Here is a 24,467-nt window from a genome sequence, read left to right on the forward strand (position 1 = left end):
GAAAGACATGGGAAGACGCGCATGTAAAATTAGTTACGAAGGCACGAACTATGCGGGTTATCAAGTACAGCCGCAAAAACGGACAATTCAAGCTGCGCTTGAACAAGCGCTAACGGAGGTCCATAAAGGGATGCACATCCCTGTCGTTGCCTCAGGACGCACCGATGCCGGTGTGCACGCCTATGGTCAAGTGATTCATTTTGATACACCGCTCGCACTCCCAGATGAAAAATGGCCGTATGCGCTCAATCCAAAGTTGCCAGCAGATATTCAAGTAGAAGAAGTAAAGACCGTACCAGACACATTTCACGCCCGTTATGATACGGTTGCCAAGGAATATCGCTATATGGTGATGTGCGGGGCACGTCCGAATATTTTTAGGCGCCATCAAGCTGTACACATTCGAGAACGGCTTGATGTGCCAGCAATGCAAACGGCGGCGCGACATTTACTCGGTACACACGACTTTTCGTCATTTTGCGCTGCGAACACTAACATTAGTCACAAAGTACGGACGATTACGCACGCTTGTGTGCAGCCGCAAGGGGATGAGCTTGTGTTTATTGTTCGTGGGGACGGTTTTTTGTATAATATGGTTCGAATTATTGTAGGAACACTGCTAGAAGTAGGGGTAGGAAAGCGTCATGCTGATGATTTAAAGCAGATTATTGTGGCAGAAGACCGCGAGCAAGCAGGGAAGACCGCACCGGCGCATGGGTTGTATTTATGGCAGGTGGATTATGAGGAGTCACTTTTTACGTTTGATAGGCGGGAAGGATGTTAAAAGGGAAGCATCAAGTGGTGAGGTAGAGAACTTGATGCTTTATGATGTGCGAAATCTCCAAAAGAGGTGTTACAATGACCGACAAGGATAAACTTTTTATGTTAAATAAAATGCTTCAAGAACGTCGCATCGTTGCAACAACAAAAATTGGTGAAGGACTTGAATCAATTGTGTATGAAGGTTTCGACCATGTCACGAATGAGCAAGTAGCAATCAAACAAACGAGAGAGGCACACATCAATAATGGTAACGATCTCATACATGAGAGTAGAGAAATTCTTGCGCAAGAATATGCATTACTTAAGCATTTGCAGCAAAATGGGTTTGCACATAGTCCTAAACGATTGACATTAATCGAGACGAGCAGAGAACCTCTATTGGTAATGGATCGTTTGTACCCAGCAAAACCGCTCAGTAACAAGGAAGTCGCAAATGTACTCGCGTCTGTGCACGCTATGCCATTGCCAACGTTCCTATTGCGAGGCATGGAAGACTATAATGATGTTAATGAAGTGATCGTAGCGCGTCTTTCGCGGCGGTTAACAGTGATTGAAAACTTTGTATCACTCCCATTCTCTTTAGACCAAGTCCGCCCCTATTTGGTTCCCGGACAGGAACATGAACAATATTGTTTGCTTCACATGGACGTGCGCCCACAAAACTTTTTAGAAAGTCAAGATGGAAATAGACTCTTTTTACTTGATTGGAGTAATGCGTTAATCGGGCCCCCTTTGTTAGAGTTTTGCAGAATGATGGAGTATGGGGACTTTGATCTTGCGTTGCCATTTGAAAAAGCGGCATTTAAAACGGTACGTGCATTATTGTACCGGTTGGATACGGCGGTCATGTTGGCCATTGTTTTTTATTCGGAGCAACGAAATGAACAGCAATTTGAACAACAAGTAAAGCGCATTCACAACATTGTCGGTGCGTTACAGGAAGAAGTAGGGAAGGCGACGGTGCGTAAATGATGATCCATATTTTAATGATTGAACTGGATTGACATCTGTATTGCTGAGGAAATGGCGGTTCCATGAAGGGAAAAGTAGTTGACATCACCCGCTATATATTGTATGATGTTAAATGGTAATTCTAAAGACCCACTGCCCCGGGTTACGGAATGAATATGCATAGAAGCATGCACCACATCCTCAGTAGATCAGCCAGTCTCACAGGATATGATGTGCGTCTGCATGAATAAAAAGAACAACAATAGGAAGCTGTTTATTATGAAGGAGGATCATCAATGCGTACAACCTATATGGCAAAGTCCAATGAAGTTGAGCGTAAATGGTATGTAATTGATGCAGAAGGTCAAACACTTGGTCGTCTTGCATCAGAAGTTGCGTCCATCTTACGTGGAAAATATAAACCAACGTTCACACCGCATGTTGATACAGGCGATCATGTGATCATCGTGAATGCAAGCAAGATTCACTTGACAGGAAAGAAGCTACAAGACAAAATCTACTACCGTCACACAAACCACCCAGGTGGCTTGAAGCAAACGACGGCACAAGATATGCGCGCAAACAAGCCTGAGCGTATGCTAGAGTTAGCGATTAAAGGGATGTTACCAAAGAACACGCTTGGCCGCAAACAAGGCATGAAATTGCACGTATTCGCAGGCCCTGAACACAATCATCATGCACAAAAACCAGAAGCATACGAGCTTCGCGGTTAATCTGTTAGGAGGTAATGACTTTGGCTCAAGTACAATATTATGGTACAGGTCGCCGTAAACATTCAGTTGCCCGTGTACGCCTCGTTCCTGGCGACGGTGCAATCACTGTAAACGGTCGTGACCTTGATGAATATTTCGGTCTAGAAACATTGAAACTTATTGTCAAGCAACCACTTGTAGAAACAGGTGTGACTGGACAATATGACGTACATGTAAATGTAAACGGTGGTGGCTTCACTGGACAAGCGGGCGCAATTCGCCACGGTGTAGCGCGTGCGCTATTACAAGTTGATCCAGAAAACCGTCCATCATTGAAATCTGCTGGTTTCCTTACACGTGATGCACGTATGAAAGAACGTAAGAAATACGGTTTGAAAGCAGCACGTCGTGCACCTCAGTTCTCAAAACGTTAATACAGCAATGTTTCCAAGCCTCCGCGCCTTTTGGTGTGGAGGTTGTTTTTGTTTGAAAAAGTAGGTGCTCACACTTTTGGTAAATACCCTTATGTTGCTGGTGCTTCTAGTCAATATGCCCCTTGATTCGTTTCCTTTTTTCAGTGTATAATATTGGTATAAAGACATAAGCTAAAAAAGACCGGCAGATCATAGATCCACCGGCATGGTTGAATGCTAGTGGCGCTAACGTCACGTTGGAACTGAAAAATAAGCCCGACGAACTTCAGCGGCTCGAGGGCTTATTTTTCTTCTTTATCGCGGAACGACAGGATCAAGACAACAACAATCGCTGTTTGCAGCATGAGCATCATTGTTGGAACGTCGTCATGCGTATCACCTCCCTTCTAGCAGGAGGCGACATTAGCCCTCATCTAGCTTGTTCAACTAGTAGTTATTGTAACATAAGAACATATGTATACGCTTTCTTTTTAAGGTTCATAACACCAACAAGGAGAGAACAATAATGGAAACAACAGTGATCGAACCGAAAATCTTGTATTATGGTACACCCGTCATTTTATTAAATACGTTAAACGAAGATGGCACCATCAATATTAGCCCGATGTCTTCTTCGTGGGCACTTGGTTCTTTTGTAACACTTGGTATAGGTTTAGGCGGAAAAGCCATTGAAAACTTAAAACGTCATCCCGAATGTGTCATCAACGTACCAAGCCCGGCATTATGGAAGCATGTTGAGCGGATCGCTTCTTATACTGGGACAGACCCAGTACCGGACTGGAAGCATGAACTTGGATTTACATACAAAAAGGACAAGCATGAAGCGAGTGGCTTAACTGCTGTGGGTGCGCATGATGTCGCACCTTCCCGGCTAGCTGAATTTCCACTGCAACTTGAAGCGAAAGTACATCACATTCGTGAGCCAGAGTATGCTTCGTTTTTTGCAATTGTTGAAACGGAAGTCGTTTGTGTACACGCACATAAAGACATTGTGCTAGATGAGCACCATGTTGATCCGAGTAGATGGAGTCCACTCATTTACAACTTCCGCCATTACTTTGGTTTAGCTGAACAATCACTCGGAAAAACATTCCGCGCATAAAAAAGGTCAACCGGGGCACATCATTTGTGCTTCGGTTGACCTTTTACATTTACTTACTAATAGCTTCTGCTCTTTTTGTCCGCCAAGAGGTGAAGAGCCACATAACGGCAAATACGATGAAAAAGGTTGCGATGAGCAGATAAAAGTAGTTTTGGCTAATTTCAAAAGATAAGCGCCCCGCGTCTGCATCAGCATCAATTGTCACAGTATTGAACAAAAAACTTTTTGCTGTTCCTGAAAACATGTAATAGAGTGTGAACATGACGGTTACGAATGGAATGATAATAAGTGAACTAAAGGCACCGGCTGTTAGTGCTGCTCGTAATGGTTTTTTCATCATAATGAAAGCCTCCTAAGTAAAAGTTGTTGAACTAAGGTGCGTCCGTCGCCAAAGAATGGATTAAGATAAAGTAAATGAAGTGAAAATAAGATGCAACTGAACACGCCAACAATAGGTGGTGTTGAAGTGGTGCTTACTAAGGTAATCAGCCCGATGAGCCCGATCGTGCCAGGGATGAGTGGACCGAGTAATGTCGCCAGCCACATCCGCGGCATCTTTTGACTAGAGGCAGGACGGACAAATTTGATTGAAAGCCAATCATTGGCGATAAAACCAAAAGGTGTGCCGGCAATTTTTCTGCCGAGATACGTATGAAGGGCTTCATGGAGAGCGAAGCTGACAACGACGACGATGTGAAGCACTGAAAAATAGTAAACGTATAAAAGTAATTGCGGTGTTTGAAAAATGACCGCTGCCCCAGCAAACATGAGGGTGATAAAGCACCAAAAGAGCGACAGCTTTTTAAATAACAGGACGAACAAGTGCATGAAAATCGGCAAAAAGTTTTTTCCGGAAATATCTGTTCGCTCATGGAAGCTAGGGTGGTATTGTTGGGCGTAATATCGTAAGACTGAGACCACTTTATTAGAAGAAGTGACATGAAAATTAAGCAAATGTTTTTCGTTCAAGGAGCGACATAATTGAATGAAATCTGTTTGTAATTGCTCCTTACTCACAGGGAAAATGTCGTTAAGTGCTTCAATAATCATCGCGATGTTTTTTTTACCGTCAATGACAGTTAACATCGTTCTTGCCGTTGCGTTAAGTGGAAATGATTGTGTTGTCTGCTTATCTTCAATGCAGTCTGTATGAACCTCCACGCTATGAGGAATGACAGGAATGTAGTTAAACATAATGTAGTCTCCATTTCGTCACATAGAAAGCGAGATAAAGCAGGATGCTTTCAAATACGATGATGATCCCTATTTTAATGCCAAGCGATAAGTCGGGAAAAAAGGTATTAATAATAAAGAACATCGGGATCACGAACACTAACAAACTTGCAAAAGAGAAAACCCCTGTCAAAGGGTTGTCTTTATTAATCGGAATAATTGAGCCGATGGCATAAAGTATCAAACTCGCCGTCAATAACACAGCAACACAAATGAGTAACATGTTGACGGTGAGATACGGACTGACGATAAATAAGAAAAAGACGATGAGCTGAAATAATGCAACTGCGACAAGGGCAGAGAGCTTTGCCCCAAATACCATTCGCGTCTCGAGTCCATAAAAGCGATAGAGTGGGAACATGTGTACATCATTGCCATACGATTGCAGTGCATGTAGTGAAGCAAGGGCAGCAAGGAAGTATGGTAAAATCGCGTAAACCGTTGGTGTGAATTCGAAAGAAATGACAGCGATGAGAAGGAGTGTCACGATCATCACAAATGTGGAGATCGTTTCTTCGTGTCGGATCGCCGTTTTCAGTTCTTTCATCATCAGAGCTAAATATTTGTTTTTCGGTCCTTCTACACTAGAAAGGAGGGTGACTTGTCGTTTCTCTGGTTGGTTGTATGGCAGCAACATCGTAATAAAAGGGATCGCCACTGCAAATAAAAGGACGCTTGTCACTGCAAAAACCATGGATGGGCTCGTCACCATCAGATCAAACACGACCAAAAATAGTGGCGCAAGCAAATAAAAAAGTTTATAGTCAAAGTTTGTTGCTGCTGTCGTAATTTCGTTTAGATCGAATAAAGACAAACCGAGTATGACACAAATGGCCGTGAGCGCAAACAATGACAACGACTTCGGCAACGGCAAACCAACTTTTTTCATCGAGACATAGAGGATGGTATATGTGGCATGTGCCAAAGAAACAATCATCAATGTTTGTAACAGAATAACTGCATATAACCAACCAATAAAACCAATGTCGATGCCGTGTACAAGCAATGACGGCAACATCATAATCGATGTAAATAGTAGTGTGGTGAATGTAATCATCGCGACGAAAGGTAAGTAGTACCCTACTTGAATATCAAACTTCGAGAGCGGGAACCAGTTTAATTGTGTCGATAAGCGGTCTTGTTCTGGTGTGATTGTTTTAAAAGCAATATAAAGTGCCACAGAGATGACCGATGTATTCATGAGTGCTGCAAACACAAGTAATGTAAGCGATTCATAATTTCCTTGTAAAAAGGTTTCCATAATCGGGCTGGTCAATTGATAACTACCATAAGCACCAACAAACATGATCGATCCTAAGAAAAAGATAAGCAAAATGAGTTTTTGATAGGAGTTAATGATTTTGGCGAACTCTTTCAGCCACATTTTGAGGACAATCTTACATATTTTGAATGATTTTTTCATACCGATCACTCCTGCTTTTGAGTCCAGATGCAATTAAGAACACTTCCTCTAAATCGGTTGCGCCGTACGTCTGTTTCAATTCTTCTGGGGACCCTTCAGCGACCTTTTCTCCTTTAGAAAGAATGACAATCCGATCGCAAAGTGCTTCAGCGGTAAGCAAATCATGTGTTGAAAGCAGCAACGAGCAGTTTTGTCTGGTGAAATTTTTGATTAATTTTTTTGTAATAATACTTGCTTCAATATCAAGCCCACGGAATGGTTCATCTAAGACAAGTAGTTTTGTATCAAGCATGACCGCGGAAATGAGTTGGATTTTTTTCTTCATGCCGTGGGAATACGCCTCGATCGGTTTCTTTAATGCTTCTTTCATATCAAAGATGTCAATTAAAGAGGTCAAGCGTTCATTGTTGGCAATGTCGAGTTCATACATTGCAGCGACGAACTCAATATATTCTTTCCCTGTGAGCACATGTGGGAGGAGGAGGTCATCAGGAACATAAGAGACTTGCTTCTTAAATGATTTGCTCGTGCATGGAAAGTCTCCCATATGTACAGCACCGTCAGTTAAGTTAATGACATTTAAAATGGCATTAATGGTCGTCGTTTTCCCGCTCCCATTCGGACCGACAAGCCCAACAACTTCTCCTTGTCCGATGTGAAAGCTCACGTCATGAACTGCGATCTGCTTGTCATAAACTTTTTTAATTGCTTGTACATGAAGCATTGAGAACCCTCCTTTATGTATGTAAGGTGATGAAGACATTGGAACGGAGTAGCCTCCGCCCCGATATGTCTAAAATATTCAAATTCTATTTACATTCCAAAGCAACGCGGAGGCCGCCTTCCCACTCGAGCCCGCCAGTGAAAGAGCCGTTTCCGTTCACAAGACACCAAATGCCTGCGCCTAGAAGGATTGTTGCGCCTAGTGCGATAAGAACAACAACAAAGACAGAGAACCAGGCAAAGTCTTCTGTTACTTCATAAGAGTGCAAATCAACTACCGGTGTTTCATATGCTGCTGTCGTCATAAGTATTTCCCCCTAGTTAAATAAATGGATGTTTTACTGCTAAAGGCACGCCGATCCGACATGTGATTCATACGATTTCCCCCTTATTTCACCGATTGTCAGTAGATGGAAGGCGTTACCAAGACATGGGGTCTTGATAACGTTATTATAATATATAAATATATGGATTTCACTATAAAAAATAAAAACTTAATAAATATTTTTTGTGTAGTAGGATGAAACCATTGATATAAAGGGAAATTTAGCTTTTATTTTTTACATATTTTTTGTTGATTGTGGTGTTTTTTGTGGAAAGTGTTTTTTTACAGCAGTCATTTTTTGGGAGTTTTTTGTCTTTAAAATGATTTTGCTTGAAATGAGAAAAAATGTTCATAGGTATGGACAGCAAAAAAAAGATGTGCTACAATTTGAAAAATCTATTAGTTAAATTACCTTATATTTACATGGTGTTAATTTAATGATATTTCTAAAAGGAAGGGCTGTTTTTGATGAATACAGGAACGAAAATTTCAAACAAAGAAACCATTTTTATTGGTCTCATGCTATTTTCTTTATTTTTTGGTGCTGGAAACTTAATTTTCCCTCCTGTACTTGGACAAGATGCAGGCATGAATGCATGGTCGGCCATTGTCGGTTTTCTTATTTCTGGTGTGAGCTTGCCTATTCTTGGGGTGCTGGCCATTACTTATTTAGGGAGTGACGATGCAGAAGGGTTGAGCAAACGTGTAGGCATCAGATTTTCTATCGCATTTACTAGTCTGACATTTTTGACGATTGGACCGTTTTTTGCAATGCCGCGGACAGGGAATGTCGCTTATGAAATTGGGGTTGTACCTTTTCTGGAGCAGTTTGGTGTAAATCAAAGTAGTCCGGCATTTCTAGAGGCTTTCGGTATACAAAGTTGGCCGTTATTTTTATTTACAATCATTTATTTTACGATTGTGTATGTGCTGGCGCTGCGTCCGGGGAAATTTGTCGATCGAATCGGAAAGATTTTGACACCATTGTTATTTACAGTGATCGGTATTTTGCTTGTATCTGTGATGACAGGTCCACTTGGAACGTTCCAAGCGCCAAAGGATGCCTATGCGTCCTACCCGTTATTTAAAGGATTTACAGAAGGGTATTTAACAATGGATACCATTGCTTCGTTTGTTTTTGGGATTATCATTGTGAAGGCAATTAAAGACCGAGGTGTATCAAATCCGTTACATGTGCGTAAAGTGGCATGGAAAGCAGGTCTCGTAGCAGCGATCCCACTCGCGCTTATTTACGCTGGATTAGGTTATCTAGGGGCGGTGAGCACTTCTGCAGTCGGTGACTTTGAAAGTAATGGTGCCTCCTTACTAGTTGCTGTAGCGCGAGAATATTTTGGTTTAACAGGTAATGTCATTTTAGGACTCACAATTTTGTTTGCCTGCATCCCAACTGCAGCGGGTCTCGCGTCTGCTTGCTCAATGTATTTCCGGAAATACTTCCCTGGTATTTCGTATAAAGTGTTTGTGTTTGTGTTTGTGTTGTTTAGTGCGATTATCGCCAATGTTGGATTGGATCAATTGATTCGCTTTTCTATTCCTGTTTTACAGTTTATTTATCCAATTATTATTGTCCTCATCTTCCTTGCCTTCTTTGACAAGCTCATTGGGAAGCGGCGCGCCATTTATCAGTTCACCGTCTTGTTTACGGCGATTGTTAGTTTTAATGCTGGGCTGAAGGAATTTAATGAAGAATGGGATTTAATAGGTCGAGTAATGACTTTGCCACTTATGGACCAAGGTCTAGCCTGGCTCCTCCCCGCGGCGGTTGGACTCGTTCTTGGTGTAACCATCTCGTTCTTTAAAAAGTCATAAGCATCATCAAAAAAAGGGCGCTCTTGTAGCGTCCTTTTTCATGCTCTTACTTTAAATGCTCATGTAGGATAGCACGTAATCTTTAAGTCGGGACCAATTTGTTCGAAAGCGGTCATGTCTAGTGCATGAGCATTACTCATTGCAGAAAGTCCCGCGCCTTCAAAAAAAGTCGGTGCGTTCTTACCGCCAATCAATTTTGGCGCGACATAGACAATCAGTTTTTGGACGAGAGAATCATTTAAAAAGGCAGCGTTCAATGTCCCCCCTGCTTCTAGCAATAGCGATGTGATACCTGATTCATATAATGTATGCAGCATGTCGCGCAAGTTTACTTCGGAGCCTCCAGTGGTATGGAAAATGCGGACACCTTTCTTAGCAGCCAATGCTAATTTTTTTTTGTGATCACATTCGCTTGCAGTAAAGATCCATGTCTCTGCAGTACCGTCGCAGACGACATGGGCATCAAGCGGTGTGCGCAACCGTGAGTCAACGATGATGCGCAGCGGGTGTCGTCCGTTTTCAATGCGTGCTGTTAAGGAGGGATTGTCTTTTAAAACGGTTCCGACCCCGACGGCAATCGCTTGATGTTCATGGCGTAAGTGGTGAACGTCTTTTCGTGCAGCCTCAGAAGTGATCCATTGACTATCTGCTGTATAGGCGGAAATTTTTCCATCTAGTGTCATGGCTGCTTTTAACGTCACAAAAGGCAGGCGCTTAACAATGGTATAGTTAAACACTTCATTTAATTTTTGTGCTTCTTGTTCACATAAACCAACGTTGACTTTGATACCTGCTTGTTCGAGCATGTCGATGCCTCTTCCGGCAACAAGCGGGTTTGGATCACGTGTCGCAACAAAAACCTTTTTCACGTTCGCATCAATTAATGCTTGTGCACACGGTCCTGTTTTGCCTGTATGGGCGCATGGTTCAAGCGTGACATAAACAGTGCTGCCACGTGCTTTCTCGCCGGCCATGCGGAGTGCATGAATTTCAGCGTGTGCTTCTCCTGCCTTTAAGTGGGCGCCAATCCCGACGATTTCGTTATGGTTGACGATGACGGCACCAACGAGTGGGTTAGGGGCGGTTTGTCCTTTTGCAGCGCGAGCGTTAGTGAGTGCTAGTTGCATGTACTGTTCGTCCGTTGTCGTCATGATTATTCCTCCTCTTGCGAATGACGGATCTCGTCCTTCTATATTAACGGACAAAGGGACAACTAGCAACGGCAGATGAATGTGCAGCACACCGCATGGCAACATTCGTACCGCAAGAACATCCTTTCTCCTGTCTTTTTTGGAAGGAATCATGCATAATGGGACATGGGTATGTCATTTTGGCGCACACGAGTGACTTGATTTTATCGCACGAAAATATGTGCCATGCATAGGCTACATTATAGGTGAAAGAATAAAGGAACATGCGTGACAACCCTCATGGATAAATAAGCATAGAGGAAGATGACGAATGGACACATACATTGATATTTGTCGGCCGTTACTTGCGACGTTGCCGGAAGAGACGATACATGTTGATGAATACTTATATAAACATACGTACACACAAATGGGTGGTGCAGCTGACTTATTTTTGACGCCACAGACGTATGATGAAGCGCAGCGTATTTTGCAGTTTGCTGCAAAGTATGATGTACCAGTGACATTGCTCGGCAAAGGTTCAAATGTCATTGTCAAAGATGGTGGCATTCGGGGCATTACACTGAGCTTGAAAAACTTTAACCAGATGACCGTGTCAGGAACAGACATGGTCGCGCAAGCAGGCGCAATGATTATCGCTGCATCACACACTGCACGAGATGCGTCTCTTTCGGGACTTGAATTCGCGTGCGGCATTCCCGGAACCGTTGGCGGCGCGTTATATATGAATGCAGGTGCATATGGTGGGCAAATCTCTGACGTTTTGCAAAGTGTGCGTGTGCTTACACCGACGGGCGAGGAGAAGATGCTTTACCGAGATGAGTTTGCGTTTGCTTACCGAAAAAGCGTTTTCTCAGAAAAGCATTATATTGCCCTTGAAGCGACATTTTCACTTGCGCATGGTGATGCAGAAGCGATCCAGAAGAAAATGGACGAATTGACTATTGCCCGGGAAACGAAGCAACCGCTTGAGTATCCATCATGTGGCAGTGTCTTTAAGCGCCCGCCTGGTATGTTTGCAGGGAAATTGATTCAAGACAGTGGCTTGCAAGGCACGCGCATCGGCGGAGCAGAAGTGTCTACGAAGCATGCAGGGTTTATCGTCAATGTTGACCGTGCAACCGCAACGGATTACATGAATTTGGTTCGACACGTACAACAAACGGTGAAAGAAAAGTTTGCGGTTGACTTAGAAACAGAAGTGATTACGATTGGTGAGGATGCGCCTCATTAAGCCGACCACAATGAAAGTGATCGGCTTATGGTTATTTTTTAGATTGGTAGACGCGCGCTTCATAAGGACGAAGCTGGCCGTTTTCTGGACAGGTCTCGTAATTGTGTAACCGACAAATGGCTTCTTTATCGAGTGAAAAGTCGGTGTCGCGGGCACCCATGTTCACCACGACCTTCCAAGTTGTCCCTTCATATGTCCGCTCGTAGGCAAACACGTCGGGATGATCTCCGGCAACGAGTGTATACGCCCCGTACGTGAGGGCTTTTTCTTGTTTCCGCAAAGAAATCATTTGTTTATAGTAATGTAAAATGGAGTGCGCATCGTTTTGTTGCTGGACAACGTTGATCTGTTTGAAGTTATCGTTTACCCCAAGCCAGGTTGTTTCCGAAGTTGAGAATCCGCCTTGCGTTTCTGCTGACCATTGCATCGGCGTCCGGGCATTGTCGCGCCCTTGCGTCCAAATAATAGCCATGATCTCATCGTGGCTACGGCCTTTTTCCCGTTCGATCCGGTAAAAGTTGCGCATTGACACATCATCATAATCATCAATTGATGGGAAGCGAACATTGGTCATGCCGATCTCTTGGCCTTGATAAATGAATGGTGTGCCTTGCATAAAAAAGAATAAAGTCCCGAGTGCCTTCGCGCTTTCTTGCCAGTACGTTGTGTCATTTCCCCAAGTAGAAACGCTGCGTGGTTGATCATGATTTTCTAAAAATAACGCATTCCAACCAGTACCTTCTAAGCCAGTTTGCCATTTTGAGAGGACGGTTTTTAACGCGGCTAAGTCTAGTTTTTGTTCGGCATCTTTGCCCCACAAGCCTAAGTGCTCAAATTGAAAGACCATGTGAAAGACACCGTTCTCTTCACCGACCCACGCATCAGCATCAGTAGGATCATCAATGCTGACACCATTTGCCTCGCCAACCGTCATAATATCGTAGTGGTCGAACGTTTCTTTCTTCATTTCTTGCAAAAATTGATGGATACCTGGTCTATTCATATGGCCAGCAAAAGATTCAACGTAGTCATCTTCATTTGGATTTGGTAAGTCTGGGAGTCCGGGCACCTTTTTAATATGACTAATTGCATCAACGCGGAAGCCATCTACCCCTTTATCAAGCCACCAACGCATCATGTCATATAAGGCATGGCGGACGTCTTTATTTTCCCAATTTAAATCAGGTTGTTTCTCAGAAAATAAATGTAAGTAATATTGGTTCGTTGCTTCATCCCATTTCCACGCTGAGCCATTGAAAATGGAAGCCCAATTGTTCGGTTCGCGCCCATCTGGCAAGGCATCGCGCCAAATGTACCAGTCGCGCTTGTTGCTGTTGCGAGATGTGCGTGATTCCACAAACCATGCGTGTTCGTCAGATGTATGATTAATGACAAGGTCGATGATGAGCTTCATGCCACGCGCGTGGACAGCTGCTAATAACTCATCAAAGTCTGCCATTGTGCCAAACTCGGACATAATCGCTTGATAATCACGAATATCATACCCGTTGTCATCATTAGGTGAATCATACATCGGGCTAAGCCAAATGACATCAATGCCAAGCCAATGTAAGTAATCGAGCTTCTCGATGACGCCACGGATATCGCCAATTCCATCGCCATTTGCATCGTAAAAGCTGCGCGGATAAACTTGGTAACAAATGGCTTCTTTCCACCATGTTTGCTTCATAATTGATCTCCCCATTTCTAGTGCAAACGTTTGCATCACTGTTATTATAAGGGGTGCGGGTGAAAATCTCAAGAAAAAAGTGAAGCGTTTTCCTGGCAAGTTGTACCGTTTACAGGGGTTTATGGCCGTTCCTTCAACCGATATTGTAAACTTTGGCGACTCACCCCAAGTGATTTTGCGGCTTTTGTAATATTGCCGTCGTGTGTACGAAGGGCGGTGGTGATTGCTTTCTGTTCAGCACGGGCGACGATGTCTTTTAATGTGGCTGCTGATTTTTGTTGATTGCCTTGTGCAATATGAGAAGGGAAATGAGTAAGTGCCAGTGGCGCGTTTCCGGCAAACAACAAGCCAGCTTCGACCCCATGTGCAAGTTCACGAACATTTCCCGGGAAAGGATATGCTTGTAATTGTCTGGCTAAGCGCGGATCATACGTCGCGTGGGGCGCGCTTTTTGTGATGAAGTGTTGCAATAGTGGTTCAATGTCTGATGGGCGTTCTCTTAGTGGTGGGATGTGTAATTGAATCGCAGCAAGGCGATAATATAAGTCAGGACGCAATGTACCTGCCTGCATCGCGTGTTCAGGTGATTCATTCATCGTTGATAAAATACGTCCGTTAAATGGCCGCTCAACTGTATCGCCAACACGCCTGAAAACGCGTTCTTGAATGGCGCGTAACAGCTTTGCTTGCAGCATTGGATTTAATGACTGAAGTTCGTCGAGCAACAATGTCCCAAACTTTACTTGCTCCAGTAAACCCGGTCGATCTGTGGCACCGGTGAAGGCCCCTTTTTTAGAACCGAACAATAAACTTTCCATTAATGATTCAGGGATGGCAGCGCAGTTTTCGGCGATAAAAGGCGCTTCAGCGCGGCTGCTCGCTGCATGAATACTTTGGGCAAACAACTCTTTTCCTGTCCCGGTTTCCCCGGTGATGAGCACTGGCAAGTCCGACTGCGCCACTTGTTTTGCACGCTGCACCGCTTGCTTCATCACGTCACTGGTACCAATGATATCTTCAAATTGGTAGCGTGCTGTTCCCGTTTGTCCGCGTGTATGAACATGCTCTTTTGTAGATGTGACATTGCGCGCCAATTCAGCTGCAGCAATGACCTCACCGTGATAATAAATGGGAAATGTGTGCGTAACAGCGACAATTTGGTCGCCGTGTGCATTGTAGTATGTTTGCTCACGATTCAGTGTCGCCTCTTCTTCATGTAATACTTTTAATAAAGTACTTTCTTGTCCGTCTTTAAAACTCACATTTCGCACCTCTCCGAGGTGGAATAACCAAGAATTAAATTCCTTTTTTTACCTATAGATTTAACGCTACCCGAAAAGCCATGGAAGAGGCAAATTTTTTTCCATGGCTCATTCATATGGAATTGATTACAGGTAAATCGATTCATCCATGCCCAGCGCGGTTAACACCCTTTGTTGTTCATACGTAAGCGGTCGTGAAAAACTCCTTTGTTTTGTGTTGTCTGGTAGCGTAAAGGCAACCACTTGAATGTATTTAAATAGCTGAAAAATCGCCTCTCCTGTAGGCTTTGTTAGCGTTCGACCACCGGCTCCTTTCATTGGATGCGCTGTGGTAATATGTTGCCGGATACGTCGTTGGAAGACTCGATAAATGACAAGGGCGAGAAGAAATAAGTAACCAAGTACTTGAACACGCTCTGGTTTATGGACATAGACATCATCGATATAAAAAGGGTTTTTGAGAAAGCGAAAGTTCATCTCCACGTTGATCTGTCCTTTGTAAAGCTCAAGCAAACGCTTCGGGCACGCAGGTTCTCCTTGCCACTCGGTTGGCACTGTTGTGACAAGTACAAAACGTGAAGCCTTTCTTCTTGCGTGTGCAAAAGCTGTTTCATCAAACGTCTTCTCTACTTCAAGGATGTAGTGCGTTTGGACTTCAGGTTCTACACCTTTTTTCGGGCGGCCGCGCTTCCGCTTCGTTACCTCGGTGGCGCGAATGTTTGGTTGAACCGTATGAAAACAGAGACCTGCTTCTTTTTCCCACTCGCTAAAGGCTTTTATTGCATCCTCTTCGCAATGAAACGGTGATTTTATCCAGCTTTGTTGTTGCTTCTCGATCATCGCGTGTTCTTGTTCTCGTTTTTTTGTTAGTGTCTTTTCTTTTTTCTTGTCTAATGCGCTGGATTCGGCAACGATGAGTCGCACGTCATGTCCCTCATATGTATCAGCGCATTCAAATAAGCGGTACGTGGCACCTTTTTTGCTTGAAACAAAGGAGATTTCCTCGGACCATGGTGTGTCTGTCTCATCTGCTTTCTCAAGTGCAGCTTTCACGATTTTTAAATGATTCGGCCCTCGGGTAAGGATCGCTGCGCCCGCAGCTTTCGCTTGTTTTAACGTTTTTGCGCTCATTGCAGCTGAGTCCGCTACATAAATGAACCCATCCAGATCGACTTGTGAGAATTGATCATGGAGTTGGTCTAACACTTGAGGATTCCAGCTTTTATCAGATTCATTTCCGTCATGAACATCCGCATAAATAGGGATGCCATCTTCATTAGCGACAACACCAAATTGAATTTGCTTATAACCGGGTTTATCTCGACTGTATCCTTCTGTGATGTTCAGTGTTCGGCTTGGGCGATCGTATGCGCCGTACAAGGACAGGCTTGTTGTATCGCCGTGAAATACGCTCAAGGGGATCTCCTCGTGTTTGTATACATCCAGCAAAATCGATGATAAAAGTTGGTGAATGCCTGCATCATGTAAGCGATCTAAATGTCTTCCTAATGCGTCATCATTAAAAAAGCTAGGAGCGACTTTTTCATGTAACAGTTTATGGAGATCGATCTCTTTTGCCCATTCTTCTACATGTACCAAGGCTTGACGGCCACTAAGAATATCGAGCAATAATAGATGAACAGCATCTCCTGGCGACACCTGACATTGGTCGTTGGCATTGACAAAGTTCGTGATTTTACTTGGGAGTTTCAATTGTTTTATGAGCTCGCTAATCATATTCAAATACGTGGCTTGGTAAACTGCATCAATCTGTATGTTCATGTCCATCCCTCATCTGGCTATGTATTTCGGGTAGCTTTATACCTGCTTATACATCATTCGACATTGGATGAAAAAATCCTTCCTAGGGTGATAGGAAGGATGCGAAATGTGAGTTAAAAGAAAAAATGTCAAGTAAATTCGATTGGATGACCTCTTCTTGCGCAAGATGTTCAATTTGCGACATCGTTTCGTTATAAAAAGCTGTGCGGCCATCTTTTGTAATGATGTGTACGCCAATATCTGCTTTTGCTAAGACGCGTTCATAAACATATGCCTTTTCCTCTGCTTGATCCATCGTTGTTGTGCCCCTTTACATTTGTATATAAGATGATTGTAAAAAAAATCTGCGCATATGCCAAGATTTTTTGCTAAAATAGAGAGAGGAAGTCATGGAAACGCACGCAACGTTCGTATTAGAGACGCTGGCATCTATTTTGCATAAGAAGTTTGATGTACAGCATCATGAATGTGTAAGTTTAAAAGGTAGGTGTAACGAATGAAAAATAAAACCATTTCCGTAATCGGGGTGCCGATGCATTTCGGTCAAGGCATCGGTGGGGTCGATCTTGGGCCGCAAGCATTGCGGCACGCCGGATTTATTGATATGTTAAAGACATTATATACAACCGTCATCGACAAAGGCGACATTGTACCGTCCACTGCATCAGGGAAAGAAGAGGGCCTGCAAAACGGGCGCGCGATTGTTGAAACAACAAATGAATTGCGCGATCAAGTGTATGAGATGTTGACAGAGAGGACGCTACCGATTACGCTTGGTGGTGACCATAGCATTGCGCTCGGTACATTAGCCGGGGTTGTCAAGCATGATCCGAACGTCGGTGTCATTTGGTATGACGCGCACCCTGATTTAAATACAGATGAAACGTCTCCATCTGGCAATATTCACGGCATGCCACTTGCAGCTGGGCTGGGCATCGGGCACGAGCGTTTAAAAAGCCTCTTTACCGGTGGATTCATTAAGCCAGAAAATGTCGTCCTCATTGCGGCGCGCTCAATCGATGAGGGAGAAAAGAAACTGATTCGCGAGCACGGCATTCAAACGTATACAATGCCATACATCAATGAAAAAGGGATGGCCGCGGTTATGCAAGAAGCGATCGCTTACTTGCGTGCAAAAACAAACCGTGTTCATATTAGTTTTGACGTAGATTCCCTTGATGCGCGTGAAGTGGTCGGCACGGGCACACGCGTTGCTGCTGGCCCGACATATAGAGAAACAGAGCTCGCGTTTGAAATGCTTGCCAAATCAGAACTGATCACATCCATTGATGTTGTGGAAGTAAACCCACTACTGGATGAGCAAAACAAAACGGCGGAAATTGCAGTGGCCTTGACGGCATCACTACTCGGCAAAACATACTTATAAGGAGGCGTTACCGATGACAGCAACAAAAACGATCATTGAAACAACAGAAAAATATGGTGCAAATAACTATCATCCACTACCAATCGTCATTTCTGAAGCAAAAGGGGTATGGGTAAAAGACCCGGAAGGCAACCGCTACATGGATATGTTAAGTGCATATTCTGCGGTAAACCAAGGACACTGTCACCCGCGCCTCATTAATAAATTGAAAGAACAAGCGGAGCGCGTCACGCTCACGTCGCGTGCATTCCACAACGATCAACTCGCACCATTTTACGAAAAAATTGCCGCGTGGACGAATAAAAACATGGTGTTGCCGATGAATACCGGTGCAGAAGCGGTCGAGACTGCCATTAAAACGGCACGTCGTTGGGCATATGATGTCAAAGGCGTACAAGACAATCAAGCGGAAATCATTGTTTGTGAAAACAACTTCCACGGACGGACGATGGCGGCAGTGTCTTTATCGTCGAGTGAAGAATACAAACGCGGATTTGGCCCACTCTTACCAGGGATTAAAATCATTCCTTACGGCGACATCGACGCGCTAAAAGCGGCAATCACACCGAATACGGCTGCCTTTATGTTTGAACCAATCCAAGGAGAAGCAGGTATTATCATTCCGCCAGACGGCTTCTTAAAAGCGGTTCGAGATATTTGTAGTATAGAAAATGTGCTCATGATCGCAGATGAAATCCAAGCCGGACTTGGACGTACGGGCAAGCGCTTTGCCTGTGACCACGAAGGCGTCGAGCCAGACATGTACATTTTAGGAAAAGCACTCGGTGGCGGCGTGATGCCAATTTCCGTTGTTTGTGCCAATAGCGATGTATTAGGTGTATTTGAACCCGGCTCGCATGGCTCGACATTCGGTGGGAACCCACTTGCTTGTGCAGTGGCCATTGAGGCACTCAATGTATTAGAGGAAGAAAGACTCGTTGAAAAAGCAGAAGAACTAGGTGCTTATTTCATGGCCGAACTGAAAAAATTGACGCATCCAAGCATCAAAGAAGTACGAGGACGCGGCTTGTTTATCGGCATTGAGTTGACTGAAGCAGCGCGCCCGTATTGTGAGCAATTAAAAGTACGAGGCTTACTGTGCAAAGAAACACATGACACGGTGATCCGCTTTGCCCCACCACTCATCATTACAAAAGAAGAGCTTGATTGGGCGCTCGCGCAAATTAAAGAAGTACTGAAATAAAATGGTCGTCCGTCGCGGATAAAACCGCGGCGGTGTTTTCGTAACAAATGTGAAGGAATGATATGTGATGAAACCCGATAAAACGATTTTTGACTACGTTAAACCAACAAAATTCCGCTACATACATATTTGTACCAATTGTGATCAGCCGCACTTTTCCAATGAGGAGAAAGCAAACCGATCATGCCTTGCTTGTGAAGGTACGCACTTTCACGTGACGCCATACTATAATCCAGCGGAAGACTACGCCCTTGATGTTGACTACTATGCCATTACAATGATGTACGCGCTCTGGAAAGAAGGCTTACATAAAACCGAAGTAGTCTTTGATGACTTTTACCGCAAAGCCCCGTTTGTCAAAGCGGTTGGCGATGTGACTGGGGAACTCGGTGGCTACGTCGCTTTCGGCGGTTTAGGTCATCTGATCGACACAATTAAGAACTTGTACTTTAACGAGAGTGATATCGCTTATTTACGTGCTCGACCAGAAAACTTTGAAGAAGCATTTTTAGAAGACTTACGGTCACTACGCTTTAGCGGCGATTTATATGCAGTAGAAGAAGGCAACCTCGTCTTCCCAAATACGCCATTCATGCGCATCGAGGCCCCTGTGTGGGAATGCATTTGGATTGAAGCAATGCTCCTTAATATTGTGAACGCTGAATCACTCGTACTGACAAAAGGTTCTCGTATGAAGACAATTGTCGGTGAAGATACACTGCTTGAAATGGGAAAGCGCCGTGCCCAAGGCCGTGACGCGAGTGTGTACGGTGCCAAAATGGCGTACATCGCTGGCTTTGATGCAACGAGCAATGTGAAAGCAGGAAAGCAATTTGATGTGCCGGTCACAGGTACCCAAGCGCATGTGTACATTATGTTCCACCCGTCCGAACTAGAGGCATTTCTCGCATATGCAGACGTGTTCCCAGAAAAAACGATCCCACTGCTTGATACGACAGATACACTTGGCAGTGGTTTACCGAATGCAATCACCACTGCGCATACCCTTGCGGAAAAAGGCTACGACATGGTCGCTGTCCGCCTCGATAGCGGTGACCTCGCCTACTTATCAAAAGAAGTTCGCAAACGGCTTGATGAAGCTGGGTTGCAGCATGTCAAAATTGCCGCCACCAATGATTTAGACGAATACACGATTGCATCCTTGAAGCAACAAGGAGCAAAAATCGACATTTGGGGCGTTGGCACAAAATACATTACTGCCTACGACAACCCGGCGCTTGGTGGGGTGCATAAAATCGTTGCCCGCCGCCCGTTTGCGGACGAAGTTGAACGTGGCGAATCCAATTTTGATGACTGGATAGCACTCATCAAAATTTCCGAGAGCCTAGAAAAAATCTTAAATCCCGGACGGAAGAAGGTATACCGTCTTTTCGGTAAGGATGGGATGGCAAAAGGTGATTACATTTGTCTTGAACACGAAACGTTAGCAGGAAAAGAAGAGATTACGTTAAAGCATCCGACAAATCCACTCAAATCAAAGAAAGTCCGAGATTTTGAAGCAGTCCTGTTGAACAAACCGATTTTTCAAAACGGAGAATGTGTCTATGATGTGCCGTCGCTACAAGTGGTTCGTGACAATCATAGGCAGCAAAAAGCCTCTTTCTGGGAGGAATATTTGCGCCTTGAAGTGCCGGAAGTGTACCCAGTGGCGTTATCGGATGAATTGCGAGAGATGAAAGTGCGCTTGATTGCAGCGCATCGCACTGAAGAATAGTATATGGGAATGAAAAACATCTGGGAACAGGTGTTTTTCATTTTGTGAACAAATGTTCTCTGTACACTTTTGTGCACACTTTAGGGAATTGTATTGCTCGATTCAACATAGCGTGCTACAATGTTCGAGAAGGTGGGACATGATCAGCGCATAGCAGCAAGGACATTTGTCGAATGAAGAGTAAGGTCGTTGATCACTGCGTTACCTTTTTTTAGAGATAAGAAAATCTTGTCGATATTAAAGGGAGGGAGTAGAGAATGCGTAGAAAAGTGGATAAACTGCTGCAAGAATGTCGTGAAAACCTTGATTTATTAGACCAAAAAGATATGCCACACATAAGCGAAATATTTGAGTTTGATTGGACAGAAGAACAAATAGCTTCTGCTGTGCAGCAAGGAATATTAAGCGAGGAACAATGTATACAAATTTCTAACCTATTGAAAGCGTTAAACAAACTACCACAACAAGAACGTAAACTATTTTTCTTACGTAATTTCCAACGAGAGAAAATAACAGTGCAACAAATTGCGCAAAATTTCTCAATCAGTCACCGACATTATCACCGGATCAAAGGAGAGGCTTTAGACGAATTGGCGCGCTTACTCCGCTTAGAAAAGCAATTAGTGTTTTCCAAGTAGCTTTTGCAAAAACAGTGAACTGCGGGGAGGCGAAAAGTATGGAACCTTCATGGTATGCCTTATACGTCCGATCAGGGAGAGAAGAACAAGCCCGTTGTTTAATTGATAAATACTTAAGTGCGTATATTGAGCAAGTACTCATTCCAAGAAGGAAAATGTGGGAAAGACGTCAAGGGATACATTATGAAGTGATAAAAAAATTATTTCCAGGTTATTTGCTCCTGCAAACTCATATGAACATAGATTTATACAACCGCTTAAAAACAACCCCAGGTTGTTTCCATTTATTAAATCACCGCCGTTATCACCTTGACTATGATGCACAAGACGCTTCAAATGTGATGACCCAAAGCGAATGTTTTAGTGCAATTCCAGTGAAAGAGATGGCGTTATTATTAAGCCTGATGAAGGAAGGCGAAAATATAGGTGTTTCTGAAATTTATATCGAAAACGCACGTGTTGTTGTTCGCTCAGGTCCACTAAAAGGATTTGAAGGCCTCATTAAAAAGGTGAACAAGCGTAAAAAACGAGCAAAAGTAGCATTTTCGTTTATGGGAGATACCCAAGAAGTGGATATGAGTGTAGAAATATTATCTGTCATGAGTGAAGTTGCTCATTAGCATTCAACATATTGGTTATCTGACATGCTGATAAAAGAAAAGGGGATTATCGAATGAAAACAATCACAAAAGCGTTTCCGATTTTCTTTTCCAAGTATCACCGTGGTTGTGAAAGTGTGTTTGCCTTAACGGAACATATTTTCCTTACAGTGAAGAATAAAGAAGATTATTTTATGGACCATTATGACGCTGTTGTCCGGATTTATCCTGATGTGCGCCAGTTTGTGGTTAAGGAGAGACGAAGTGTTGCGCGTACATTACAGGTTGATGAAGATGCCGACTATATTCGAAATATGAAGGCAAGTTTCACGTTATTAATTGACCAGCTACAACATTACCTTGAAAAAAATGAAAATGAGCGGATTTTTTTAGAATTGTACAACTGCCATGAGATGACGTTGTTAGACAAAATTTTCTTTGACATGTTGACAAAGCGGGTGTTGGCGTTTGGGTTTAATTTGCGGATGAAGTTGGAAGAGCATGAGGTGATGGGCGCGGTGTGACACTTAACTGGACAATAAGAACAGGGAAGGTTTTGGTTGTTCGGTGGGAATAGCCCCACTGAACAACGTAAAAAGGAGTGGTCACTTGATCGTGGAAGTTGTCCTATCATTAATCCCCATAGTCAGTATCTTATTTTTGATTTTTGTGCTAAAAAAATCTGCCGTTTTTACAGGTCTGATCACTTGCTTTCTCACACTGGGTGTCGCATTATTACCTGTTTTCGGTGTGTCGGTTGGGCATTTACTTGAACCTTTTTTCAAAAGCATTTTAACGACATCGACGATCGCGTACATTTTATTTTTTGGGATTTTGCTATTTCAATTGTTGGATAAAGCAGGAGCAGTCGAGGGAATTGCTTCTACTATTTCCAGTGCGACGAATGATAAAGTTTATCAAGCATTATTACTAGCATTAGGTTTATCTCCATTAGTAGAGTCGGTGAGTGGTTTTGGTCTTGCAGTAATTGTCATCGCGCCGATTTTACTTGCGCTAGGATTTAATGGGGTACAATCAACTTTAATTGCATTAGTCAGTCTATGCATCATTCCTTGGGGGACGCTTTCTATGGGAACGATTATAGGTGCGACGCTAGGAAATGTACCTTTAGAAAAACTGGGATCGGGGAGTGCTTTGCTCTGTATTCCTATTTACATTTATTTTGCGATATTGGTCGGCTTTATTGCAGTAGGGAAAAAGGAGACATTGAAGAGATTACATGAGATTGTTGTAATTGGTGCTGTCCTTGGTGTCTCTGTATGGTTATGTAACGAGTATTTGAGTGTAGAGTTGGCGGGACTATTTGGCTCATTCACGGTCATGTTTGTTATTTTTGCGATGATAAAAATTAAAAGTGTTAGAAACCATGGTGATATTCCTTCAGAGAAAATGACGAGAAAGTCCTTATTTCTAAAGTTTATTGCGCCGTACTTATTTTTAATTGTGACCTTATTTATATCAAGAACTGTTGTACATGTGAAAGACGTATTATCAAATAATTTATATATTGATCTACCAGAATATAATTTCCAGCTGCCGTTGCTATATTCTCCGGGGTTCTTTTTAATTTTAAGTTGCCTTTTTGCAATTGCACTATTTAGGCTTAACCGACCAAAAACAATGGAAAGTGTCGATGTAACGATAAAAAAGTGTGCACCTGTGATTGTCACCACGCTTTTATTTGTTGCTGTTTCTGAAATGATGATGGAAGCGGGCATGATAGCTATATTATCTTCAGTCGCAGCAAATGCTTTCGGGTCTTTCTTTTTGTATCTTTCTCCTTTTATTGGGGCTATAGGGGGTTTTTTAACGGGAAGTAATACGGCTTCAAATACGATGTTTATTAGATTGCAAACGGAAACTGCCCTACAAATAGGATTATCGCCTGTCTTACTTGCATGTGCACAAAATGTGAGTTCATCGTTAATGACGATGCTTAATCCTTCTAGAGTGGTACTTGCGATTTCTGTTTGTAAAATTGGGGATAAAGAAAACGAAATTTTAAAGAAGATGATGCTTGTAGGGTCGGGGACTTTGACGCTAATTATTTTACAGCTGTTGGCGGTCTCTTGGTTTGTATCATGATATTCATCGTGATGATGCACATATAAAACGAAAATGAACCATGTACACCAAGAGCCGTTCCCTCTATCATAATGATTGAAATGGCGATTTCTCTATCCTTCTAGAAAGGAAGTGAATACGATTGAAGGTCAACAGATGAAGAGATAAAGAAATGTCGAACAA

24 protein-coding genes are annotated in these 24,467 nt (G+C 43.3%); 14 read left to right on the top strand and 10 right to left on the bottom strand.

The window, feature by feature from the left end; translation table 11 throughout:
- Window positions 1-7 precede the first annotated feature (7 nt).
- The 5 genes from truA (at window position 8) to NSQ26_RS11780 (ending at window position 3,983) form a co-directional block, all read left to right on the top strand.
- The gene (gene truA, locus NSQ26_RS11760; protein WP_499718245.1) at window positions 8-784 is read left to right on the top strand and encodes a tRNA pseudouridine(38-40) synthase TruA; all 777 of its coding nucleotides are present in this window, start codon (window positions 8-10) and stop codon (window positions 782-784) included.
- 74 nt (window positions 785-858) lie between these two features.
- A complete protein-coding gene (locus NSQ26_RS11765; protein ID WP_499718246.1) occupies window positions 859-1,755 on the top strand; it encodes a phosphotransferase family protein in 897 nt (298 codons plus the stop codon).
- Window positions 1,756-2,030: 275 nt separating this feature from the next.
- Window positions 2,031-2,468: a 50S ribosomal protein L13 gene (gene rplM, locus NSQ26_RS11770; protein WP_090776266.1), complete on the top strand. Its 438-nt coding sequence runs from the start codon at window positions 2,031-2,033 to the stop codon at window positions 2,466-2,468.
- A gap of 20 nt (window positions 2,469-2,488) precedes the next feature.
- Window positions 2,489-2,881 (top strand): 30S ribosomal protein S9, encoded by a 393-nt coding sequence (rpsI, locus tag NSQ26_RS11775; RefSeq protein WP_090776267.1) that lies wholly within the window; start codon window positions 2,489-2,491, stop codon window positions 2,879-2,881.
- Window positions 2,882-3,386: 505 nt separating this feature from the next.
- A complete protein-coding gene (locus tag NSQ26_RS11780) occupies window positions 3,387-3,983 on the top strand; it encodes a flavin reductase family protein (RefSeq protein ID WP_499718247.1) in 597 nt (198 codons plus the stop codon).
- A gap of 49 nt (window positions 3,984-4,032) precedes the next feature.
- Here the strand turns inward: NSQ26_RS11780 and NSQ26_RS11785 are convergent, their stop codons facing one another.
- From NSQ26_RS11785 to NSQ26_RS11805, 5 genes are all read right to left on the bottom strand, one after another.
- Window positions 4,033-4,323, bottom strand: coding sequence for a hypothetical protein (locus NSQ26_RS11785; RefSeq protein WP_090776269.1), 291 nt, complete (start codon window positions 4,321-4,323; stop codon window positions 4,033-4,035).
- Window positions 4,320-5,177 carry a PqqD family protein gene (locus tag NSQ26_RS11790; protein ID WP_499718248.1) on the bottom strand — a complete coding sequence of 286 codons (858 nt, stop codon included), beginning with the start codon at window positions 5,175-5,177 and terminating at the stop codon, window positions 4,320-4,322. The genes NSQ26_RS11785 and NSQ26_RS11790 overlap by 4 nt, the downstream gene beginning before the upstream one ends.
- Window positions 5,170-6,639 (bottom strand): hypothetical protein, encoded by a 1,470-nt coding sequence (locus NSQ26_RS11795; RefSeq protein WP_499718249.1) that lies wholly within the window; start codon window positions 6,637-6,639, stop codon window positions 5,170-5,172. Before NSQ26_RS11795 ends, NSQ26_RS11790 begins: the two co-directional genes overlap by 8 nt.
- Complete coding sequence (locus tag NSQ26_RS11800; RefSeq protein ID WP_499718250.1) at window positions 6,614-7,363, bottom strand: ABC transporter ATP-binding protein; 750 nt, start codon at window positions 7,361-7,363, stop codon at window positions 6,614-6,616. Before NSQ26_RS11800 ends, NSQ26_RS11795 begins: the two co-directional genes overlap by 26 nt.
- Before the next feature lie 85 nt (window positions 7,364-7,448).
- Complete coding sequence (locus NSQ26_RS11805; protein WP_090776273.1) at window positions 7,449-7,667, bottom strand: hypothetical protein; 219 nt, start codon at window positions 7,665-7,667, stop codon at window positions 7,449-7,451.
- A 488-nt stretch (window positions 7,668-8,155) separates the two neighbouring features.
- Here NSQ26_RS11805 and brnQ point away from each other — a divergent pair, with 488 nt between their 5' ends.
- Window positions 8,156-9,517 (top strand): branched-chain amino acid transport system II carrier protein, encoded by a 1,362-nt coding sequence (gene brnQ / locus NSQ26_RS11810; protein WP_499720057.1) that lies wholly within the window; start codon window positions 8,156-8,158, stop codon window positions 9,515-9,517.
- Between the two features lie 59 nt (window positions 9,518-9,576).
- Here the strand turns inward: brnQ and ribD are convergent, their stop codons facing one another.
- On the bottom strand, window positions 9,577-10,668 hold the full coding sequence (ribD, locus tag NSQ26_RS11815; protein WP_499718251.1) for a bifunctional diaminohydroxyphosphoribosylaminopyrimidine deaminase/5-amino-6-(5-phosphoribosylamino)uracil reductase RibD: 1,092 nt from the start codon (window positions 10,666-10,668) through the stop codon (window positions 9,577-9,579).
- Window positions 10,669-10,978: 310 nt separating this feature from the next.
- Between ribD and murB the strand changes: the two genes are divergently transcribed.
- Window positions 10,979-11,902 carry a UDP-N-acetylmuramate dehydrogenase gene (gene murB / locus NSQ26_RS11820; RefSeq protein WP_499718252.1) on the top strand — a complete coding sequence of 308 codons (924 nt, stop codon included), beginning with the start codon at window positions 10,979-10,981 and terminating at the stop codon, window positions 11,900-11,902.
- A gap of 31 nt (window positions 11,903-11,933) precedes the next feature.
- Here the strand turns inward: murB and NSQ26_RS11825 are convergent, their stop codons facing one another.
- The 4 genes from NSQ26_RS11825 to NSQ26_RS11840 all read right to left on the bottom strand — a co-directional run bounded on the left by NSQ26_RS11825 (window position 11,934) and on the right by NSQ26_RS11840 (window position 16,931).
- Window positions 11,934-13,592: a glycoside hydrolase family 13 protein gene (locus NSQ26_RS11825; protein WP_499718253.1), complete on the bottom strand. Its 1,659-nt coding sequence runs from the start codon at window positions 13,590-13,592 to the stop codon at window positions 11,934-11,936.
- Window positions 13,593-13,711: 119 nt separating this feature from the next.
- Window positions 13,712-14,854 carry a sigma-54 interaction domain-containing protein gene (locus NSQ26_RS11830; protein WP_499718255.1) on the bottom strand — a complete coding sequence of 381 codons (1,143 nt, stop codon included), beginning with the start codon at window positions 14,852-14,854 and terminating at the stop codon, window positions 13,712-13,714.
- A 126-nt stretch (window positions 14,855-14,980) separates the two neighbouring features.
- Window positions 14,981-16,636 carry an IS1634 family transposase gene (locus tag NSQ26_RS11835; protein ID WP_499717752.1) on the bottom strand — a complete coding sequence of 552 codons (1,656 nt, stop codon included), beginning with the start codon at window positions 16,634-16,636 and terminating at the stop codon, window positions 14,981-14,983.
- 82 nt (window positions 16,637-16,718) lie between these two features.
- The gene (locus NSQ26_RS11840; protein WP_499718256.1) at window positions 16,719-16,931 is read right to left on the bottom strand and encodes a hypothetical protein; all 213 of its coding nucleotides are present in this window, start codon (window positions 16,929-16,931) and stop codon (window positions 16,719-16,721) included.
- Between the two features lie 201 nt (window positions 16,932-17,132).
- Between NSQ26_RS11840 and rocF the strand changes: the two genes are divergently transcribed.
- From rocF to NSQ26_RS11875, 7 genes are all read left to right on the top strand, one after another.
- Window positions 17,133-18,023, top strand: coding sequence for an arginase (gene rocF / locus NSQ26_RS11845; protein ID WP_499718257.1), 891 nt, complete (start codon window positions 17,133-17,135; stop codon window positions 18,021-18,023).
- A gap of 13 nt (window positions 18,024-18,036) precedes the next feature.
- Window positions 18,037-19,227, top strand: a complete 1,191-nt coding sequence (locus NSQ26_RS11850) for an ornithine--oxo-acid transaminase (protein ID WP_499718258.1) — start codon at window positions 18,037-18,039, stop codon at window positions 19,225-19,227.
- Between the two features lie 67 nt (window positions 19,228-19,294).
- A complete protein-coding gene (locus NSQ26_RS11855; RefSeq protein WP_499718259.1) occupies window positions 19,295-20,962 on the top strand; it encodes a nicotinate phosphoribosyltransferase in 1,668 nt (555 codons plus the stop codon).
- Window positions 20,963-21,219: 257 nt separating this feature from the next.
- A complete protein-coding gene (locus tag NSQ26_RS11860; RefSeq protein ID WP_499718260.1) occupies window positions 21,220-21,600 on the top strand; it encodes a sigma factor-like helix-turn-helix DNA-binding protein in 381 nt (126 codons plus the stop codon).
- Window positions 21,601-21,638: 38 nt separating this feature from the next.
- Window positions 21,639-22,220, top strand: a complete 582-nt coding sequence (loaP, locus tag NSQ26_RS11865) for an antiterminator LoaP (protein ID WP_499718261.1) — start codon at window positions 21,639-21,641, stop codon at window positions 22,218-22,220.
- A 53-nt stretch (window positions 22,221-22,273) separates the two neighbouring features.
- Complete coding sequence (locus NSQ26_RS11870; protein ID WP_499718262.1) at window positions 22,274-22,723, top strand: hypothetical protein; 450 nt, start codon at window positions 22,274-22,276, stop codon at window positions 22,721-22,723.
- 91 nt (window positions 22,724-22,814) lie between these two features.
- On the top strand, window positions 22,815-24,305 hold the full coding sequence (locus NSQ26_RS11875) for an L-lactate permease (RefSeq protein WP_499720058.1): 1,491 nt from the start codon (window positions 22,815-22,817) through the stop codon (window positions 24,303-24,305).
- Window positions 24,306-24,467: the final 162 nt, after the last annotated feature.

Origin of the sequence: Bacillus sp. FSL W7-1360 (assembly GCF_038592975.1) — a bacterium.
Classification (GTDB): Bacteria; Bacillota; Bacilli; order Bacillales; family Bacillaceae_D; genus Shouchella; species Shouchella lonarensis.

Coding starts and splice junctions, on each gene's coding strand:
- NSQ26_RS11825 (WP_499718253.1), bottom strand. CDS start 13,592: ATGAAGCAAACATGGTGGAAAGAAGCCATTTGTTACCAAGTTTATCCG.
- NSQ26_RS11765 (WP_499718246.1), top strand. CDS start 859: ATGACCGACAAGGATAAACTTTTTATGTTAAATAAAATGCTTCAAGAA.
- murB (WP_499718252.1), top strand. CDS start 10,979: ATGGACACATACATTGATATTTGTCGGCCGTTACTTGCGACGTTGCCG.
- NSQ26_RS11780 (WP_499718247.1), top strand. CDS start 3,387: ATGGAAACAACAGTGATCGAACCGAAAATCTTGTATTATGGTACACCC.
- NSQ26_RS11870 (WP_499718262.1), top strand. CDS start 22,274: ATGAAAACAATCACAAAAGCGTTTCCGATTTTCTTTTCCAAGTATCAC.
- NSQ26_RS11785 (WP_090776269.1), bottom strand. CDS start 4,323: ATGATGAAAAAACCATTACGAGCAGCACTAACAGCCGGTGCCTTTAGT.
- NSQ26_RS11840 (WP_499718256.1), bottom strand. CDS start 16,931: ATGGATCAAGCAGAGGAAAAGGCATATGTTTATGAACGCGTCTTAGCA.
- NSQ26_RS11855 (WP_499718259.1), top strand. CDS start 19,295: ATGAAACCCGATAAAACGATTTTTGACTACGTTAAACCAACAAAATTC.
- NSQ26_RS11850 (WP_499718258.1), top strand. CDS start 18,037: ATGACAGCAACAAAAACGATCATTGAAACAACAGAAAAATATGGTGCA.
- NSQ26_RS11860 (WP_499718260.1), top strand. CDS start 21,220: ATGCGTAGAAAAGTGGATAAACTGCTGCAAGAATGTCGTGAAAACCTT.
- NSQ26_RS11790 (WP_499718248.1), bottom strand. CDS start 5,177: ATGTTTAACTACATTCCTGTCATTCCTCATAGCGTGGAGGTTCATACA.
- NSQ26_RS11805 (WP_090776273.1), bottom strand. CDS start 7,667: ATGACGACAGCAGCATATGAAACACCGGTAGTTGATTTGCACTCTTAT.
- brnQ (WP_499720057.1), top strand. CDS start 8,156: ATGAATACAGGAACGAAAATTTCAAACAAAGAAACCATTTTTATTGGT.
- truA (WP_499718245.1), top strand. CDS start 8: ATGGGAAGACGCGCATGTAAAATTAGTTACGAAGGCACGAACTATGCG.
- rplM (WP_090776266.1), top strand. CDS start 2,031: ATGCGTACAACCTATATGGCAAAGTCCAATGAAGTTGAGCGTAAATGG.
- ribD (WP_499718251.1), bottom strand. CDS start 10,668: ATGACGACAACGGACGAACAGTACATGCAACTAGCACTCACTAACGCT.
- rocF (WP_499718257.1), top strand. CDS start 17,133: ATGAAAAATAAAACCATTTCCGTAATCGGGGTGCCGATGCATTTCGGT.
- NSQ26_RS11795 (WP_499718249.1), bottom strand. CDS start 6,639: ATGAAAAAATCATTCAAAATATGTAAGATTGTCCTCAAAATGTGGCTG.
- NSQ26_RS11835 (WP_499717752.1), bottom strand. CDS start 16,636: ATGAACATACAGATTGATGCAGTTTACCAAGCCACGTATTTGAATATG.
- loaP (WP_499718261.1), top strand. CDS start 21,639: ATGGAACCTTCATGGTATGCCTTATACGTCCGATCAGGGAGAGAAGAA.
- NSQ26_RS11800 (WP_499718250.1), bottom strand. CDS start 7,363: ATGCTTCATGTACAAGCAATTAAAAAAGTTTATGACAAGCAGATCGCA.